The organism is Bifidobacterium myosotis, assembly GCF_002259745.1.
Lineage (GTDB): Bacteria > Actinomycetota > Actinomycetes > Actinomycetales > Bifidobacteriaceae > Bifidobacterium > Bifidobacterium myosotis.
The window spans coordinates 1-16,706 of sequence record NZ_MWWW01000006.1; the positions used below are offsets into that span (position 1 = coordinate 1).

The 16,706-nt window shown below is 64.4% G+C and carries 12 protein-coding genes and 1 pseudogene; 2 read left to right on the forward strand and 11 right to left on the reverse strand.

Annotation, left to right across the window (positions count from 1 at the left end; translation table 11 throughout):
• Positions 1-212: pseudogene (locus BMYO_RS03745) on the reverse strand (hypothetical protein); the annotation flags it as partial.
• A gap of 416 nt (positions 213-628) precedes the next feature.
• Between BMYO_RS03745 and BMYO_RS03750 the strand changes: the two are divergent.
• A complete protein-coding gene (locus BMYO_RS03750) occupies positions 629-898 on the forward strand; it encodes a hypothetical protein (protein ID WP_094667205.1) in 270 nt (89 codons plus the stop codon).
• A 162-nt stretch (positions 899-1,060) separates the two neighbouring features.
• Here BMYO_RS03750 and BMYO_RS03755 read toward each other — a convergent pair whose 3' ends face one another.
• The 5 genes from BMYO_RS03755 to BMYO_RS03775 all read right to left on the reverse strand — a co-directional run bounded on the left by BMYO_RS03755 (position 1,061) and on the right by BMYO_RS03775 (position 9,596).
• Positions 1,061-2,800 (reverse strand): LpqB family beta-propeller domain-containing protein, encoded by a 1,740-nt coding sequence (locus BMYO_RS03755; protein WP_094667206.1) that lies wholly within the window; start codon positions 2,798-2,800, stop codon positions 1,061-1,063.
• Entirely contained in the window at positions 2,797-4,524 is a 1,728-nt protein-coding gene (gene mtrB, locus BMYO_RS03760) for an MtrAB system histidine kinase MtrB (protein WP_233428128.1), read from the reverse strand. The genes BMYO_RS03755 and mtrB overlap by 4 nt, the downstream gene beginning before the upstream one ends.
• Before the next feature lie 5 nt (positions 4,525-4,529).
• The gene (mtrA, locus tag BMYO_RS03765; protein ID WP_094667208.1) at positions 4,530-5,255 is read right to left on the reverse strand and encodes an MtrAB system response regulator MtrA; all 726 of its coding nucleotides are present in this window, start codon (positions 5,253-5,255) and stop codon (positions 4,530-4,532) included.
• A 108-nt stretch (positions 5,256-5,363) separates the two neighbouring features.
• Positions 5,364-6,731, reverse strand: a complete 1,368-nt coding sequence (locus BMYO_RS03770) for a replication-associated recombination protein A (RefSeq protein WP_094667209.1) — start codon at positions 6,729-6,731, stop codon at positions 5,364-5,366.
• 225 nt (positions 6,732-6,956) lie between these two features.
• A complete protein-coding gene (locus BMYO_RS03775) occupies positions 6,957-9,596 on the reverse strand; it encodes a DEAD/DEAH box helicase (RefSeq protein ID WP_233428129.1) in 2,640 nt (879 codons plus the stop codon).
• Between the two features lie 99 nt (positions 9,597-9,695).
• Between BMYO_RS03775 and BMYO_RS03780 the strand changes: the two genes are divergently transcribed.
• Positions 9,696-10,796: a zinc ribbon domain-containing protein gene (locus BMYO_RS03780; protein ID WP_094667210.1), complete on the forward strand. Its 1,101-nt coding sequence runs from the start codon at positions 9,696-9,698 to the stop codon at positions 10,794-10,796.
• A gap of 11 nt (positions 10,797-10,807) precedes the next feature.
• Here BMYO_RS03780 and BMYO_RS03785 read toward each other — a convergent pair whose 3' ends face one another.
• The 5 genes from BMYO_RS03785 to BMYO_RS03805 all read right to left on the reverse strand — a co-directional run bounded on the left by BMYO_RS03785 (position 10,808) and on the right by BMYO_RS03805 (position 16,451).
• On the reverse strand, positions 10,808-12,289 hold the full coding sequence (locus BMYO_RS03785; RefSeq protein WP_094667253.1) for an acid phosphatase: 1,482 nt from the start codon (positions 12,287-12,289) through the stop codon (positions 10,808-10,810).
• Between the two features lie 313 nt (positions 12,290-12,602).
• Positions 12,603-13,862, reverse strand: a complete 1,260-nt coding sequence (locus BMYO_RS03790; RefSeq protein WP_233428134.1) for an amino acid ABC transporter permease — start codon at positions 13,860-13,862, stop codon at positions 12,603-12,605.
• A 4-nt stretch (positions 13,863-13,866) separates the two neighbouring features.
• Positions 13,867-14,544: an amino acid ABC transporter permease gene (locus BMYO_RS03795; protein ID WP_094667211.1), complete on the reverse strand. Its 678-nt coding sequence runs from the start codon at positions 14,542-14,544 to the stop codon at positions 13,867-13,869.
• Complete coding sequence (locus BMYO_RS03800) at positions 14,544-15,383, reverse strand: glutamate ABC transporter substrate-binding protein (RefSeq protein WP_094667212.1); 840 nt, start codon at positions 15,381-15,383, stop codon at positions 14,544-14,546. Before BMYO_RS03800 ends, BMYO_RS03795 begins: the two co-directional genes overlap by 1 nt.
• A 213-nt stretch (positions 15,384-15,596) precedes the next feature.
• Positions 15,597-16,451 carry an amino acid ABC transporter ATP-binding protein gene (locus BMYO_RS03805; protein ID WP_395954688.1) on the reverse strand — a complete coding sequence of 285 codons (855 nt, stop codon included), beginning with the start codon at positions 16,449-16,451 and terminating at the stop codon, positions 15,597-15,599.
• Positions 16,452-16,706 lie beyond the last annotated feature (255 nt).

Sequence of the window (16,706 nt, forward strand, 5' to 3'; positions counted from 1 at the left end):
CAGCCGAAATCCTGGTGACGCCAACGACGCACGCCGCCGCCACGGTCATAGCCACGACGCTTCCGCCCGCACCTCGAGCACCTGAGCATGCCCGCGCGCGGGCGCACCCGCACCTCGAGCACGGGCTCGGGACGCATGGGACCATCGACGATGCGAACATCCTCGACGACCATGCCTTTGACGTTGAGAAGACGTTTGAATAAGCTGTTCATCAGGCGCTTTGCGGTTGTGTGTTTATCTTGGTCGAAAACATCCTACCCGGAAAGCGCTCTTCTCTTACTCCCCCAACACCTCAACCACGAACCACCACCCACGAAAACAGCAATAGCGCCCCAATTCTTCCTGAAAAACTCCTCCTCGAGCAGTTACTCTGAATGATCGTTCATTCACATTGATGACGTCTTGTCATCGACAATCTCCAGTATGGAACGAACAGCGCGGTTGTTCAATCGTGAGCGGTAACAGTTTGATAACAGGTTTATAACAAATCGATAACAGTGCGGCCGAACCGCGAGAATACGCCGTTTCAGGCATGGAAACAGGCCATAATAGACCGTGGTTGCGTAGTGGCAATGCCGCTCGTCAACCGAGCGACAGAGCCGCCGACTCAAGTAAAGGAAAGGTTATTATGAACACCGTTTTTCTCATCATCAAGCAGATTGATGGCGTCAAGCACCTGGCCGGCGTGGCCGCCACCATCGGCGACGCGGCCGACCTGCTGGCCAAGTGGGAGCCGGAGTGCCCGGACAACTTCAACTTCCTCGGTACCAAGCAGGAGTACGGCGTGACCCGTCACCTGTTCAACATCCCGTTCAACATGCAGTACCTCATCTACGAGGTGCCGATGAACTCCGAGGTACCCGCCGAGCTGTTCAAGAAGGAGTACGGCGGCATCTGATCCGCCCATTCGGCCGGGCCGCATCGCTGCTTTGCCGACCTCGCCCAATATCACTCGCCCAATATCAGCGGAAAAGCCTCCCCGCGTGGAATGCACGCCGGGAGGCTTTTCCGTCTGAATGTCGTCCGGAAACCGGCCACTGCACAGGGTCACTGCGCACGGTCACTGCACCCCCAACGCGGTGACCTGACTGTCGGCGATGGACCAGGAGCCGTCGAGCGAACCGGAGACCGAACGCACGATGCCGGCATCGTCCAACACGGCAAGACGGCGGTACAGACTGATCTGCCCCGAGGCCATGGACACCACGGTGGCATCGGGAAGACGCTGCACCTGCGCGGGCCCGGGCGCCACCTGCCTCCACGCCTCCTGATGCCTATCCTCATCGTTGGGGGCCGTCGCGTACACCAGATTGAGATCGTTATAGAAAGTGAGCATGCCGACGTTCCTCGCGACGCTCACGGTGATGGGTGTCCTGGACAGTCCGGTCACCTCGTCGTTCCCGTCGCGCGCCACGCCGATCATCAGCACACCGTTGCGCTCTTCCCCCGACACGGCCAGCGCCAGACGCTCGCCTTCCGGCGAGACGGCGAGCGCGGTGATGACGTCACCGGCCGCGAGCCAAGGCAACTGGATCTCGCTCTCCTTGCGGTTTCGGGATACGTAGAGCGCACGTCCGTTGTCGGCAACCGCCCATATCTCGCCGTCCAGCCCTGCGGCGACGGCGCTCATCGCATCGCCGTCGAACATCCGGCCGCAAGCGGAACCGTCCTTCTCCAGGCATTCCACGATGCCGTCCGCGCGCAATACCGCGCCTCCCGCGGAGTGGAACGCGAATCCCTTGGCGTCGTCGTAGCCCGGCACCTCGCCCACGCGCAGCGGACTTGAGCTGGCCAGAGAGACCACATGCCCGCCGGTCAGCGTGTAGACGCTCACGCTGGGCTGCTCGGTACTGAGCTTCACCTCCGCATCGGCATCGGAATAGTCCACGCCGTCGCCCGTGACCTTCAAGGCGTATTCGGTATTACCGTCACCCAATGTCAGACGGATGCGATGCACGAGGATGGCCCGGTCCTCGGCGGTGAGCGTACCGATGCCTTGGGTGAGCTGGACCGTGATCGTGCTGTCCTTGAGCGGCACCGAATCCACGGCGAGCGTGGTGCCGCCGGTGACGGACCCGCGCACCGCGCCGGACAGCCAATCGGGCACATCGTCCAGCACTTCCTTGACCGCCTGGGTGCGCCAATTGCGCCAGCTGAGCCAACGCACGTCCGGCACCAGCTGTCTGCCCGATGCGGCGACCTGGTAGACGGATACCTGACGGAACACCTGCTCGAAATCCGCGGAGGAGATCACCACACCGCCGTCAAGCGAGGAGATGCGCCATTGTCCCTTCGTCTTGATGAGCGTATAGGCAAGCTTGCGGGTCTTGGTACCATCCTCGGGACGGTACAGACCGTGCTCGTCGAGCGAGCCGACCACCTGCAGCTCCACCTCCACGATCAGCGAGCTCTCCGCGCCCTGCGGCGCGCCCATGGTGTTCGCGCGACGCCGGAAATCGGGCGTCCCTTCGTACACCACGGCCGCCGTGTCGCCGTCCCAATCCGAGGATGCGGACGGCGTGAGGAACTGACGGGCCACATGGTAGCCGTCCGACTGCACACCGGCCGGCATGGCGTCGTAGAACCCCTTGACGATGGTTTCGGGCTGGGCGTCGTCAGAGGGACCCTCCGGATTGGTGTATACGCGCCGCGTCTGCTGTTGCGCGGGGGCGAATGTCTGCACGGCGCCTTTGGTGGGCAGACCGAGCGGGCTGGAGCACGCCGACAACGCCAGACAGCAGGCCAGCGCCGTGCCCGCAGCGGCGATCGCACGCATGACGCTTCCGTTCCTCTTGCTCATAGCGGCCTTCCCATCATGCTGTCAACGGTGTCCCGGCGACTCTCCTGTGCTCCGGCGACATGGCTCTCCGCCACGCCGAACCCTCCGGTGATACGCAGGTCGTCCGGCTTTGCAGAGGCGAAGTCCACGGGCAGGTCAGCGTCCGCCACCTCACCCTGATCGGGGTCGCGCGGCAGCAGCACCAGAAACCATGTGCCCTCCCCCAGTTCGGAGCGCACACGGATGATGCCATGGTGCAGCAGCGCATCGGTCATCGAGATGGACAGACCCAAACCGGTGCCGCCGGTGACCCTCGAGCGGGAGGGATCGCCTCGCCAGAACCGGTCGAAGACATGGGAGATCTTGTCTTCGGCGATGCCGACACCATAGTCGCGTACGCTGATCGCCACGGCTTTGCGGTTGGCGGCGATGCGCACCTCCACCGGACGGTCCTCGGCGAAGTCGACGGCGTTGGCGAGCAGATTGCGCACGATGCGGATCACGCGGCGTGAATCGATGCGCGTAAGCACCTGAACGTTCGGCAGATACAGGTGGATCGGCACCTGTTTGGCCTGCGCGATGCCCGCCACCTGATCGGCGGCGGTGGACACCGGCTCGCGCAGGTCGGTCTCGACCAGGTCCAGTGCGGCGTATCCGGCGTCGTAGCGGGAGATCTCAAGCAAATCGGCGAGCATGTCCTGGAACCGGTTGATCTGCCCGGCCAGCAGTTCCACCGTGCGCTTGGCGGACGGGTCGAAGTCGTCCTTCTTCATCTCGAGTAGATCGGAGGCCATGCGCATGGTGGTCACCGGCGTGCGCAGCTCGTGGCTCACATCCGAGACGAAGCGTTTCTGGGAGGCGCTGGCCTCCTCAAGCTCGTCGATTTTCTGGTTGAGCGAATCGGCCATGGTGTTGAACGAATGCTGCAGCACGCCGATCTCGTCCTTGCGGTCCACCGCCACGCGCGTGTCCAGCTCGCCGGAGGCCAGGACCTCGGCGGCGGATGCCACGCGCTCTATCGGTCGTACGATGCCGCGGATCACCAGCCACATCACCACGCCCACCATGATGGACAGCAGCACGCAGATGGCCACCAGATTAAGCTGGATCTGGGTGAGCGACTGCTGTTGCAGCGTATACGAGTAGATGGCGAAGAACTCGAGGTTGCCTGCCACGCCGAATTCGAGCGTGGTTCCCAGGACCGCGCCTGGCGTGCCCCCTCCAGGCATGCCGGGGATGCCCGCCATCCCCGATTCAAGGGTCAGGTCCACCGGCTGATAGAACACATTCTCGTTCACATCGGAGGCCACCGCGGACCGCATGTCGTCGGAGATCAGCGGTTCGTAGCTCGGTTCGGTGGAGACGGGGATGATGGACCGCGGCGAGGAGGTGTCCCGGCTCCACAGATAGACCCCGACGAGGTTCGAGGCGCCGTCGGACTGCAACGTGGAGGCCAGATCATTGGCCAGCTGCTGAATCTGCACCGTGGCGGACACATCCGCCGCGTCAAGGCTGGTCTGCGCCTGCTGGATCATATTGGAGTAATCCGCCCGAGACTGCGAGGTGATCTGCGTGAGCAGCGAGACGCGCACGGAGACCATCGAGACCATCGACAGGACGATGGCGACGGCCAACGTCAGTATCACCGTCAGCGCCACCGTACGCGCCTGCAGCGAACGGCGCACCTCGGAGCGCCCGTGGCGCAACAGCCGTGTGAAGCTGAAGCTGCGACGCAGTTTCGGCACGTTCATCAGCCTTCGGGGGTGACGAACTTGTAGCCGATGCCGCGCACGGTCTGGATGATCTGCGGATTCTCCGGATCATCCTCCACCTTGGCCCGCAGACGCTGGACGTGCACGTTGACCAGGCGCGTATCGCCCGAATTCTCATATCCCCAGACGTTCTTGAGCAACGTGGAACGGCTGATGGCCTCGCCCGGCGCGGCCGCAAGCACGAACAGCAGCTCGAACTCCATCGGCGTCAGGCCCAGGTCCTTGCCGTCCTTGGTGGCGGTGTGCTCGAGCCGGTCGATGACGATCGGACCGCGTTCGAGATGGTTCTTCTGTGCGGCGGACGCTCCCGACGCCGAACCGGCCGTGCCCGCCTCGCCTGCTGGCCGTGCGATGCGGAAACGCGCGCGGATGCGGGCCAGCAGTTCTGCCACCTTGAAGGGCTTGGGCACGTAGTCGTCCGCACCGGCCTCGAGTCCGGCCACCACGTCGAGGGTGTCCGATTTCGCGGTGAGCATGATAATCGGCACATCGGAAACGGCGCGGATGCGTCGCGCAACCTCGGTGCCGTCCAGTCCCGGCAGCATGACGTCGAGCAGAATCAAATCGGGTTTGACGGTCGGGAACATCTCCACGGCCCGCATGCCATCCATGCAGGTCACGGTCCGGAACCCCTCGTTCTCCAGCACCAGACTCAGCATCTCACCGATGGCCTGATCGTCATCCACGATGAAGATGGTCGTCATTGCCCTCTCACGCTCCTCTAGTCATGCCATCATCTCCGATGGTTCTCCGTCATTCCGCCGACGGCCTCGCCACCGGCATCGTTACCGCTTCGTTACACTGTACTCCCCTCATCCCTCCCCGTGAAGGATGGGACGAATCTTGGCCAGCCGCTGGCTCACCTCGTGCTCGTAGCCCCGGTCGTTGGGGTGATAGTACTCCGTGCCGCGCAGCACCTCGGGCATGTACTCCTGCGGCGCCACCGCGCCGGGCCAGTCGTGCGCGTACTTGTAGCCCTCGTGGTTGCCCCACTCCTTCATGAGCTTGGTGGGGGCGTTACGCAGGTAGAGCGGTACCGCGCCGATCTTGCCGGCGTCCACGTCGGCGAGCGCCGCATTGATGGCGTTGTAGCTGGCGTTCGACTTGGGCGCGGTGGCCACGGCGATCGTCGCCTCGGCCAGAATGATGCGCGCCTCGGGCATGCCGATCATCGCCACGGCCTGCGCGGCGGCCACGGTGACCTGCAGAATCTGCGGGGCCGCAAGCCCGACCTCCTCGGCGGCGGCGATCATGATACGTCGGGCGATGAACCTCGGGTCCTCGCCGGCCTTGAGCATGCGGGCCAGATAGTGGATGGCTGCGTCCGGGTCGCTGCCGCGCATCGATTTGATGAACGCGGAGATCACGTCGTAGTGGTCGTCGCCGTCCTTGTCGTAGCGCACAGTGGCGGTGTCCATCACGTTGGCCACGACGTCCGGTGTGATGATGGGGCGGCGGGCGCCCTTCTTGCGCGCCTCGTCGCCGGTGACAGCCCCGGCGGCCGCCTCGAGGATGGTCAGGCTCTTGCGCGCGTCTCCCCCGGACATGCGCACGATGTCGGCTATGGCCGCGTCCGTGGCCTTGACCTCGCCTTTGAGTCCGCGGTCGCTGGCGAGGGCGCGAGTGACCAGTTCGGTGAGTTCGTCCGGCTCCAACGATTCGAGCTTGACGACCACCGAGCGGGACAGCAGCGGTTTGATGACCGAGAAGCTGGGGTTTTCGGTGGTGGCCCCGATGAAGGTGACGTCCCGGTTCTCGACGGCCGGCAGCAATGCGTCCTGCTGGGATTTGGAGAACCGATGCACCTCGTCGATGAACAGCACGGTCTCCTGACCGCGCGAGACGAGCCGTTCGTGGGCGCGGGCGAGCACGTCGCGCACATCCTTGACACCGGAGGTCACGGCCGACAGCTCCTCGAACACGCGGCCGGACTGCCCGGCCACGATGGTGGCGAGCGTGGTCTTGCCCACTCCGGGAGGCCCGAAGAGAATCACCGAGCTCGGGGCCGTGAGGCTTCCCTTGCTGGCCGGATTGGCGAGGCGGCGCAGGGGACTGCCCTCCCCCAGCACATGTCGCTGCCCGATGACCTCGTCCAACGTGCGCGGCCTCATACGCACCGCCAGCGGCCTTGTGACCGACTCAGGCGCGTCCATCGCCCCAAACAGATCGTTCTCGTTCATGGTCCCACCCTACCGCACTGCTCGAACATCCGTTCGACGACGGCGCCGACGCCCTGAAGGGACGGGACGTGGAGACCGTACGTGGAGACTGTAAGTACGCGTTCCGTCGAAGGTCCCGCGTACTTACCGTCGGTTTCGGGCCTCTGAGCGACTGTATGTACGCGGCCGCTTCGTCGCGCCGCATACATACAGTCCCCGAAGTCCCCGAAAACGCCGGCACAGCTCTTAGTTGCCGACGTTGTAGTCGTAGAAGACCACTTCACCGCTCTCCTGGGTGGCGTCGAGGTCCACAACGCCTTCGATGGCCCAGTCGTGGTCGCCATCGGAGTCGTCGATGATCTGGCGGACCTTCCACGTATGCTCGTCGCGTTCGTGCGAATCGTCCAGCATGAACAGCTTGGGCGAGCGCGCGGCCGCGTCGATGCCCACGTATTCATGCTCGTCGTAGTAGTCGTCGAGCGCGTCCTCCCATTCGTGCACGCCGTAGCCCCAGTCCTTGTCGAGGGCACCGAGCGCCTCCGGATCATCGAGGTCCATGAGCTGCACGCGGCGGAACAGGGCGTTGCGCACCAGCACGGTGAGACCGCGACGGTCCTCCACCACCTCGTCGCGCTTGCCGGGCGCCGCGAGCGAAGCGGCCGCCTCGGAGGCGTCGGACGAATCGGCGCCGGCGCTCTCCCACTCGTCCACCAGCGAGGAGTCGATGGAACGCACGAGCACGCGCAGCCAGGCGATGATGTCCTTGAGCTGCTCGTCGCGCTTCTCCGGCGGCACGGTACGAGCCAGCGTGCGGTAGGCGTCCGACAGGTAGCGCAGCAGCGTGCCCTCGGAACGGGCGATGTTGTACCGGGCGATGTAGCCGGTGAAGTCGGAGGCGGTCTCCACCATGTCGCGCACCACGGATTTGGGGCTCAGGAAGTAGTCGTTGGCCCACGGCACATCGTGGCGGTACTGGTCGAAGGCGGCCTCGAGCATGTCCTCCAACGGCTTCGGGTAGGTGATCTCCTGCAGCTTGTCCATGCGCTCGTCGTAGTCGAGGCCATCGGCCTTCATATCCGCCAGGGCCTTGTCGCGCGCGGCGTGTTCCTGCGCGCGCAATACCTGCTTCGGGTCCTCGAGCGTGGCTTCGGCCATCGAGATCACGTCCAGCGCGTAGGTGGGCGACTCGGGGTCGAGCAGCTCCAGCGCGGCCAGCAGGAACGGGGAGAGCGGCTGGTCGAGGGCGAAGTCGTCCGGCATGTCGAGCGTCATGTAGTAGTTCTTGCCGCCGTCGGAGCGGGGTTCGGTCTCGATCACCTCGGTGTCGAACAGGGTCTGGAAGATCTCGTCGGCGCGCTGGTGCAGATGCTCTTTCTGATCGGGGGTCTGCGCGGAGTCGTCGATGAGGTCGTCGATGCGCTGGCGGGCGTCGCCGCCCTGCTCCACCTCGTTGAGCACCATCGAGTGCGTGATCTTCAGGTGCGGGACCAGCGTTTCGGGTGCGGCGTCGATGAGCTTGTCGAACGTGTTCTCGTTCCATGTCACGAAGCCTTCGGGCGCCTTCTTGCGCTTGACCTTCTTGAGCTTCTTCGGGTCGTTGCCGGCCTTGGCGAGCGCCTTCTGGTTCTCGATCTCGTATTCTGGCGCCTCGGCGATCACCAGTCCTTCGGTGTCGAAGCCCATGCGCCCCGCACGTCCGGCGATCTGGTGGAACTCACGGGCCCGGAGGCGACGCATCTTGGTGCCGTCGAACTTGGTCAGGGCGGTCAGCACCACCGAATGAATCGGCACGTTGATGCCCACGCCGAGCGTATCCGTGCCGCAGATCACCGGCAGCAGGCCCTGCTGGGCGAGCTGTTCGACTAGACGACGGTAGCGCGGCAGCATGCCGGCGTGGTGGATGCCGACGCCCGTGCGCAGCAGTCGCTGCAGGATCTTGCCGAACGCGGTGGTGAACTTCACGCCTTTGATGGCCTCGGCGATGGCCGCGCGCTGCTCCTTGCTCGACACCCCGGTGGAGGCGAGCGCCTGTGCGGTCTCAAGGGCGGCGTCCTGCGAGAAGTGGACCACGTAGATCGGCGTCTCGCCGTTGCGGAAGGCGAGCTCCACGGTCTTCTCGAGCGGGTCGGTCGTGTATTCGTAGCTCAGCGGCACCGGGCGCGGCGCGTCGGCGATCACATCCACATCCGGGGTGTCGTTGAGGTCGGCGAGCTTGTCCGCGATGGCGTCCACATTGCCGAGCGTGGCGCTCATGAGCAGGAACTGGGTCTGCGGCAGGGTGAGCAGCGGCACCTGCCACGCCCAGCCGCGTTCCGGGTCGCCGTAGTAGTGGAACTCGTCCATCGCCACAAGGCCCACGTCCGCATGTTCGCCCTCGCGCAGGGCCTGATTGGCAAGGATCTCCGCGGTGCAGCAGATAATCGGCGCGTCCGCGTTGATGTGGCTGTCGCCAGTGATCATGCCCACGTTGTCACGGCCGAACACCTCGACGAGGTCGAAGAACTTCTCGGAGACGAGCGCCTTGATGGGTGCGGTGTAATAGGAGCGGCGGCCGGTGCACAGCGCGGCGAAGTGCATGCCAAGCGCCACCAGTGACTTGCCCGAGCCGGTGGGCGTGTTGAGGATCACATGGTCGCCGGCGAGGATGTCCATGATGGCCTCCTCCTGATGCGGCCACGGCTCGATGCCCTTGACGTCCGCCACCCAGCCGAAGAACCGCTCGTAGATGTCGTCGGCCGTGAGGTTGCGTTCCCGTTCGTCGCCATCCCATTCGGGGGCGAGCCGGCCCAGCGAACCGTAGGCCCTATCGTCGTCCTCGCCGCCACGGCCATTGCCGTTGTCCTCGCCACGCACGTCCACGTCGTCGTATTCCTTCTCGTCAGTCATGCTTCCCCAGCTTACTAGCGCTCGAGGAACGGGAGCGCCCCGCGCCGTACAATGGGGAGGCACAGGTCCGGCAACGGGCCGGAGAGGGGAAAAACGGCCATGAACTGTCCTCAATGCGGCACGCCGCTCGAGCCCGACAGCCTGTTCTGTTCCGAATGCGGCTATCATCTGTCCGATGCGGAGGCGGCACAGGCGATGCAGGCGGCACAGGCGGCACCATCACTGTGGCCGACACCATCAACGTATCCGGCATCGGCGTCACCGATCCCCCAGCCTGTGAGGCAGTCGGGCATCCCCACCCAGCCGCTGCCGGTCATGCCCGGGCTCGGCTCCTCCCTATCCAACGGCGCGGATGCCAGTGCCTCGGCGGCGAGCGCAGCCGGCAATCCCCCGGCATACGCCAGTTACGCCACGTCCTCCGGCGTGCGCCCGCCCGCCTCGGCGGCTCCCGGCATCGCAACCACCACGGCCACGGCGACCGGGCTGACGCGAGGGCAGAAGATCATCGTCGCCTTGGGCGGCATGCTGGCGGTGCTGTTGATTGTGCTGTGCGTGATGCTGTGGATGTCGATGTCCGGCTCGTCCGGCGCACCCGCCGCCGGCTCCTCCACGACCTCGCAGTCCAGCGAATCCGGGGCGTCCGACAATGCGAACGGTTCCTCGAAGGACTCGAACGACACTTCGGACGGCGATGCGTCGAACGGTTCCTCATCCGGCACATCAAAGAACTCCGGCACATCCGAGAATCAGAACGACGATTCCGACAAGGCCGACAGCCAGTACGGCTCCACGAGCGAGCCGCCGTCCCCCACACTCAAGTCCTATTCCAAGAACGGGTTCATGGTGAGCGTGCCGGACAATTTCAAGGAATACGGCACCAGCACGAACGAGAGCCCCGGCTACACCTTCACCGGTTCCGGCATGGAGATCACCGCTTGGCGCGTGGCCAATAATGGCGTATCATCCGCCGACGAGCTCGCCCGACTCAAAGCCAGTGCCGAAGTGGACGTCGCCTATGAGCTCGACGCAGACCCGTCCGTCTATGTCAGCTACGAGCGGGACGGCGACATCTATTACATCCGCGAGATCGTCTCGGACGAAGGCATCATCGGCGTGCAGCTGCGGTATCCGAAGGCCCACCGGTCCATGTACGACTCGCTGACCGAGACCATCCCGCCCACACTCACATTCAGCGAGTGATCTGAACTCGCCTACGCCCTCCGCCGCCTGACAACAGTGACTGCCACGCCGGCGATCACGGCCACGGCCAGTGCGATGCCCACGGCGATGACCGCGGAGCGCTGAGCGGTATGCATCGTGGTGAGGTCTGGCCCGGCGGCTGCCGCGCTGTTCTCACCGGCAGCCGCGTCGGAGGCGGGGTGACCGCCCTTGTCGGCGTACTGGGCGTTGACCACAGTGGGACCATCCAGGGCGACCTTATCGGCGGTCTCCACCTTGGCCACATCACCGTTCTCGTCGAGGGTCACGCGGGCGGACAAGGCCTTGGCCCAATTGATCCGCTGCCAGCCGTCGCTCGACTTCCACAACGGATAGCCGGAATCAAGCGCGGTAGCCTTGAGGATGGCCTCGCGTTGGTCGGCGTGCAGCTGCGGGTAGGCGAGCCGCAGCACATCGGCTGCTCCGCGCGGCGCCTTGAATTCGGCACCCGCCTCGGACTTGACCTGCGGGAAGGTGTAGGTCATGCGCGCGGTGTAGACACGCACAGCGGAGGCCTGGTCCTTGACCGGTTCAGTGGCCACCGGATCAAGGAAGTCATTGGAATACCCGCCCGAACCGTTGGCCTTGAGATCGGCGATGCACTCGGCGAGCGTCGAGCCATGGCCATCGGCCTTGCACCGTTCGGTCAGGTAGTCGCGCAGTTGTCGGGCGGCGGGCACGATGGCCGAGGAGTATTCGTTGTGCCAGTACTGCCCGTTCTGCGCGGAGGCGCCGATGCGCCCGCCCATGATGTCGAGCGGGTAATGGACGCCCAGCACAATGCGGTTGTTGCCCGCCTCGGAGGCACGGGCGAGAATCTGCGGGGCCAGCTCCGGAAGGATGCCGGCCAGCGCGATGCCCCACGAATAGGCTGCGGTGGTGTGCCCGGAGGGGTACGAGCTGTTCTTCTGCAGGTTGGAGTACCCGGGGATGTGTTCGAGCCACGAAGGCGACAGCTTGATATCGAGTGTGGCGGGCAGTCCGGCAAGGTCGTTGGTGCCGTCGAAGGTGCTCACGCTGCGGTCGAGGTACGGTCGGGGATGCATGGCCGCCCTCTTGGATTGGTAGGTGGAGGCCACGTTGAACTTGAACAGGTCGGAGATGCGGTTGAGTCTGCCCTGCTTGAAGCCCTCGCTCATGTACTTGCCGAGTACCGGACCGAGCGCGTCGGGCATGGTCTCCTCGCCGTACAGGTCGGAGTCGATGAGGGCGCGTTTGCGCTGGTCGGTGAGTCCGTTCTCATCAGCCCCTTCGGCCGCGCGATGGTTGATGTCGAGGGTGATGTCCTCGTCGAGCTTCATGGTCGTGGCGTCCAGCACCTTGCCGCCCTGCTGCTTGCTTTTCGGTGCCTGCCAGTAGTCCTTCTCGTAATCGGAGAGCAGGGCGACCCAGTCCGGGTTCGGCAGTTGGTCGGCTTGGGCGACGGCAGGGGTCGCGGCCGACAGGGCGAGCGGGATGAGCAATGCCGTCGTCATCAGCGCCGCCAGCGGGATGCGGGCGCGGGACCGGGAACGAGCACCGGCAGGGGCGCAGGCGCGGGAGCATGCATCGGCAACAGTACGGACGGCGGCCGGGACGCGCACGGAATTAAGCCCGGAAACGAACACGGCGGATAGGTTTCGGAACAGCTTCATGTGTTCCAACCTATCCGCCGTGCCGCTACGTAGTGCGGAAACCAGTCGAATACTCGGTGAACTCTTCGTGCCGCCCTAGCGCATGGCTAGTGGACCGCTCCGCATAAGAGAGAATCCATAACGAAACGGAGCCGGCGGCTGCACTATCCAAAAGTCAGATCTTCGGACGCCCTCCGAGGTCGGTGTGTCCCTTGCCGATGTCGTTGCCGTGCTTGAAGTTGCGCTCGATCTTCGGCATGGGATTGACATGACCATTCTTATGCTGCTCGGCTCCGGACGCCCCGCCATCGCCCTGCGCATGACCTTGCGCCCCCTTCGGCTTGCGCTTCGGCTCGGGCATAAGGAACGCCGGGAACTCGCCGGTGGGCGGATCGATCTGCGACTCGGGCTGCGTGGCATCGTATCCCTGCTCGTACCGGGTGCGACGCCAGTTGCGAATCGAGGCATTGGTGCCACGGTGATGCACATGGTACTTGCGCGGCGTGCCGCCGAGCGGCAGTTCCTCGACCTCCTTGGCCACGGCGATCTGGTTCACGTTGGAGGCGTCGCCGGCCGCGATGGGCGCCACCGGCTCGGGTTCGGCAGGTGCGGCAGTGCGCTGCTGCATACGAGCGGGCAGCCATTCGGCCAGTCGCGACAGCAGCCAACAGGCGATGAAGTAGATCACGGCCGCCATGACCAGCGTCTGCAGGATGTTGAAGTACATCGAGCCCAGACGGCGCGATTCCTGCAGCAGGTCGGTGTACATGATGATCGAGCCGAGCGCGGTGTCCTTCAGCACCACGACCAGCTGGGTCACGGCCGCCGGCAGCATGGCGTACACGGCCTGCGGCACCTCGATGGACATCAACGACTGCGATTCGGTCAGTCCCAAGGCAAGCGAGGCCTCGCGCTGGCCGTTCGGCAGATTGCCGACGCCGGAGCGCACCAGCTCGGCCACGACGGAGCCGTTGTAGAGCACGAGAGCCAGCACCACGGCCCAATAGGATGGACTCGGCAGACCGGCGAAGGCGAACCAGCGCCAGAAGAAGATCATGAGCAGCAGCACGGGCACGGCGCGGCAGAACTCGACGATGACTGCGGACACGCCGCGCACCAACGGGTTCGGCAGCAGTCGGCCGACACCGAAGACCAGACCGAACGCCACGGCGCCGATCACGGCCACCACCGTGGCCTTGACGGTCATCCACAGGCCCGGCAGGTAGAAGTCGGTCCACGCCTCACGCTCCAGCGCCGGCTTCCACAGCTCCCAGCTGAGCTGGTTCTCACCGTCCGGCGGATTGTGCAGCCGCATGAGGATGAGCACGAGAACAACCGCGAACACCAGACCGGCGATCCAGTTGGCGATGCGGATGGTGCGCCGGCCCTTGGGACCGGGCGCGTCGAACAGCACGGAATTCGAAGTATCGGCCATGACGTCACCTCCTCACGGCGAGCTTGTTGGACAGGTACGTGGTGAGCATGCCGATCGGGATGATCAGAATCACGTAGCCAAACGCGAAGATCAGGAAGATCTGGACGATCACGTCGGGGCGGAACTCGATCATCTGGCTCATCAGCGAGGACGTCTCCGTGGAGACGGACGCCGCGGCGGCCACGGTGGAGTTCTTGAGCAGCGCGATGAGCGTGTTGCCCAGCGGCGCCACCGAACCACGGAAGGCCTGCGGCAGGATGATCTCGGTGGCGGACTGCATGAAGCCCAATCCGAGCGCGCGTGCGGCCTCGGCCTGTCCGAGCGGCACGGTGTTGATGCCCGAACGCAGCGATTCGCACACGAACGCCGCCGTGTACAGGCTCAGGCCGGTCACCGCCAGCCAGAAGAAGTTCGTGGCGAAGGTATCGGAGAAGGTGAGTTTCAACTGCGCGTAGGCGCCCAGCACCATGAACACCATGATGATGGTGAGCGGCAGGTTCTTGAACAGCTCCACGTATGCGGCGGCGACCGCGCGCAGCGAAGAGATCGGCGAGATGCGCATGACCACGAGGATCACGCCGAGGATCAGCGAGAACAGTGCGCTCCACAGGGTCAGTTCGATGTTGACCAGGAAGGCGCCCGGCACGTCGTATTGGCCGAGCAGACTGAGGAATCCGTTCATCAGGCATCCTCCCCCTCATTCGGCGTGGGCGGGTTGTAGCGCACGTCAGGCGTGTAGTTGGTGCCCGACGTGTTGTCGCTGACGGCCTTCTCCCACGAACCGTCCTGAATCATGTCCACGATGGCGTTGTTGATCTTGGTGGCGAGTTTCGTATCGCCCTTCTTGATGCCCACGCCGTAGTATTCCTGCGTGAACGGCTTGCCCACCACCCGCAGCTTGCCACGCGACGCGGAGGCCAGGCCGGCCAGAATGATGTCGTCGGTGGTCACCGCGTCCACGATGCCGGAGAACAGTGCGGTGGCGCATTCGGCGTATCCGGGCTGCTCCATGAGCTGCACCTCGGAGGCGAACTTCTCCTTGACCGTGGCTGCCGAAGTCGAGCCGGTGACCGAGCAAAGCCTCTTGCCGTTGAGATCCTGCGGACCGTTGATGGACTGGTCGTCCTTGCGCACCAACAGGTCCTGGCCGGCCACGAAGTACGGGCCGGCGAAGGACACGGCCTTCTTGCGTTCGTCGGTGATCGAATAGGTGGCGAGGATCATGTCCACGTCACCGTTCTGGAGCATAGCCTCGCGCTGCTTGGACGGGGCCTCCTTCCAGACGATCTCGTCCTCGGAATAGCCGAGCTTCTTGGCGATGTACTTGGCCACGTCCACGTCGAAGCCGACGTAAGTGCCGGACTTCTTGAAGCCGAGTCCGGGCTGGTCGAATTTGATGCCGATGCGGATTTTGCCCGCCTCGTCCGCGCCGCATGCGGCCAGCGACATCGTGCAGGCCACGGCGGCGAGCGCGGCTATCGTCCGCACGGCCATCCGTTTCATGGTTCTGGTGAAAGTCATATGCGTATTTGCTTCCCTTGCGTTCTTCCTCTTCGTGTTCCTTGAGCTCTCGCGTCCTTCGCCCGTCGCCGATGGACGAACCCCTGCCGGTACTGGGCATCCGTATCGACCATCTTGCGGCTGCCGATGCGACCGCACCGAGCGTGTTCCGTGGTTCGCCTCATATCCGAACGATTCCGCCGGCTTGGTGGACCGTTCCGGCGAATCCCGGCGTCAGTGGGTGAGGATCTTCGAGAGGAAGTCCTTGGCGCGCTCGGTCCGGGGGTGTTCGAAGAACTCGTCGGGCGTGTTCTCCTCGAGAATCCGGCCCTCGGCCATGAACACGATGCGATCGGCGGCCTTGCGCGCGAAGCCCATCTCGTGGGTCACGCAGATCATGGTCATGCCCTCGTGCGCGAGTTCGACCATCACGTCGAGCACCTCGTTGACCATTTCCGGGTCGAGCGCGGAGGTGGGCTCGTCGAACAGCATCACCTTCGGGCGCATGGCGAGCGCGCGGGCGATGGCCACGCGCTGCTGCTGGCCGCCGGAGAGCTGGGAAGGCATCTTATTGGCCTGCGAGTCCACGCCCACGCGGGCAAGCAGGTCCATCGCCAGGTCCTCGGCGTCCTTCTTGGCCATGTGACGCACCTTGATGGGGGCCAGCGTCACGTTATCGAGGATGGTCTTGTTGGCGAAGAGGTTGAACGACTGGAATACCATGCCCACCTCGGCGCGCAGGTTGGCCAGTTCCTTGCCCTCCTGGGGCAGGGGCTTGCCGTCAATGCGGATGTCGCCGGAGTCGATGGTCTCGAGTCGGTTTATGGTGCGGCACATCGTGGATTTGCCGGAACCCGAGGGGCCGACCACCACGAGCACCTCACCCTTGGTGACCCTGAGGTTGATGTCCTTGAGGACATGCAGATCGCCGAAGTGCTTCTCGACGTGGGTGAGCTCCACCAACGCGCGGTTCGGGTCCTCAGCGCCGGGCACAAGCGGGGCAAGAGGCTTGGCGTTGACTGCATCCGGCTTGGCTTGAGTTGTGGCTGTCGTGCGCGAACGCACTGCTTCCATGTTCGTTTCAGACATGAAGGGGAGAATAACACAGCTCTGTTTCCTGCGTGTTCACATCATGTCCACATGTTGACCGGGACGTGGACCACGTTGACTGCATCAGCCGTTCATGCGGCGCGTCGTCGCTGCAACGAATTTGCTTTACTCGAAGTAAAGAGTTATGCTTTACTTGCATGCAAGTAAAAGTGATAATCACACCGGAACGCAACCAGCCAATACAACACCGTCGAGGCAACGCGGCACATACGCAACGCCATCAAACGACCCGTT

What these genes read in the sequence shown, in the direction of transcription:
- BMYO_RS03750 (WP_094667205.1), top strand. Translation starts at nt 629, where the DNA reads ATGAACACCGTTTTTCTCATCATCAAGCAGATTGATGGCGTCAAGCAC.
- BMYO_RS03755 (WP_094667206.1), bottom strand. Translation starts at nt 2,800, where the DNA reads ATGAGCAAGAGGAACGGAAGCGTCATGCGTGCGATCGCCGCTGCGGGC.
- mtrA (WP_094667208.1), bottom strand. Translation starts at nt 5,255, where the DNA reads ATGACGACCATCTTCATCGTGGATGACGATCAGGCCATCGGTGAGATG.
- BMYO_RS03770 (WP_094667209.1), bottom strand. Translation starts at nt 6,731, where the DNA reads ATGAACGAGAACGATCTGTTTGGGGCGATGGACGCGCCTGAGTCGGTC.
- BMYO_RS03775 (WP_233428129.1), bottom strand. Translation starts at nt 9,596, where the DNA reads ATGACTGACGAGAAGGAATACGACGACGTGGACGTGCGTGGCGAGGAC.
- BMYO_RS03780 (WP_094667210.1), top strand. Translation starts at nt 9,696, where the DNA reads ATGAACTGTCCTCAATGCGGCACGCCGCTCGAGCCCGACAGCCTGTTC.
- BMYO_RS03785 (WP_094667253.1), bottom strand. Translation starts at nt 12,289, where the DNA reads ATGACGACGGCATTGCTCATCCCGCTCGCCCTGTCGGCCGCGACCCCT.
- BMYO_RS03790 (WP_233428134.1), bottom strand. Translation starts at nt 13,862, where the DNA reads ATGGCCGATACTTCGAATTCCGTGCTGTTCGACGCGCCCGGTCCCAAG.
- BMYO_RS03795 (WP_094667211.1), bottom strand. Translation starts at nt 14,544, where the DNA reads ATGAACGGATTCCTCAGTCTGCTCGGCCAATACGACGTGCCGGGCGCC.
- BMYO_RS03800 (WP_094667212.1), bottom strand. Translation starts at nt 15,383, where the DNA reads ATGACTTTCACCAGAACCATGAAACGGATGGCCGTGCGGACGATAGCC.
- BMYO_RS03805 (WP_395954688.1), bottom strand. Translation starts at nt 16,451, where the DNA reads ATGTCTGAAACGAACATGGAAGCAGTGCGTTCGCGCACGACAGCCACA.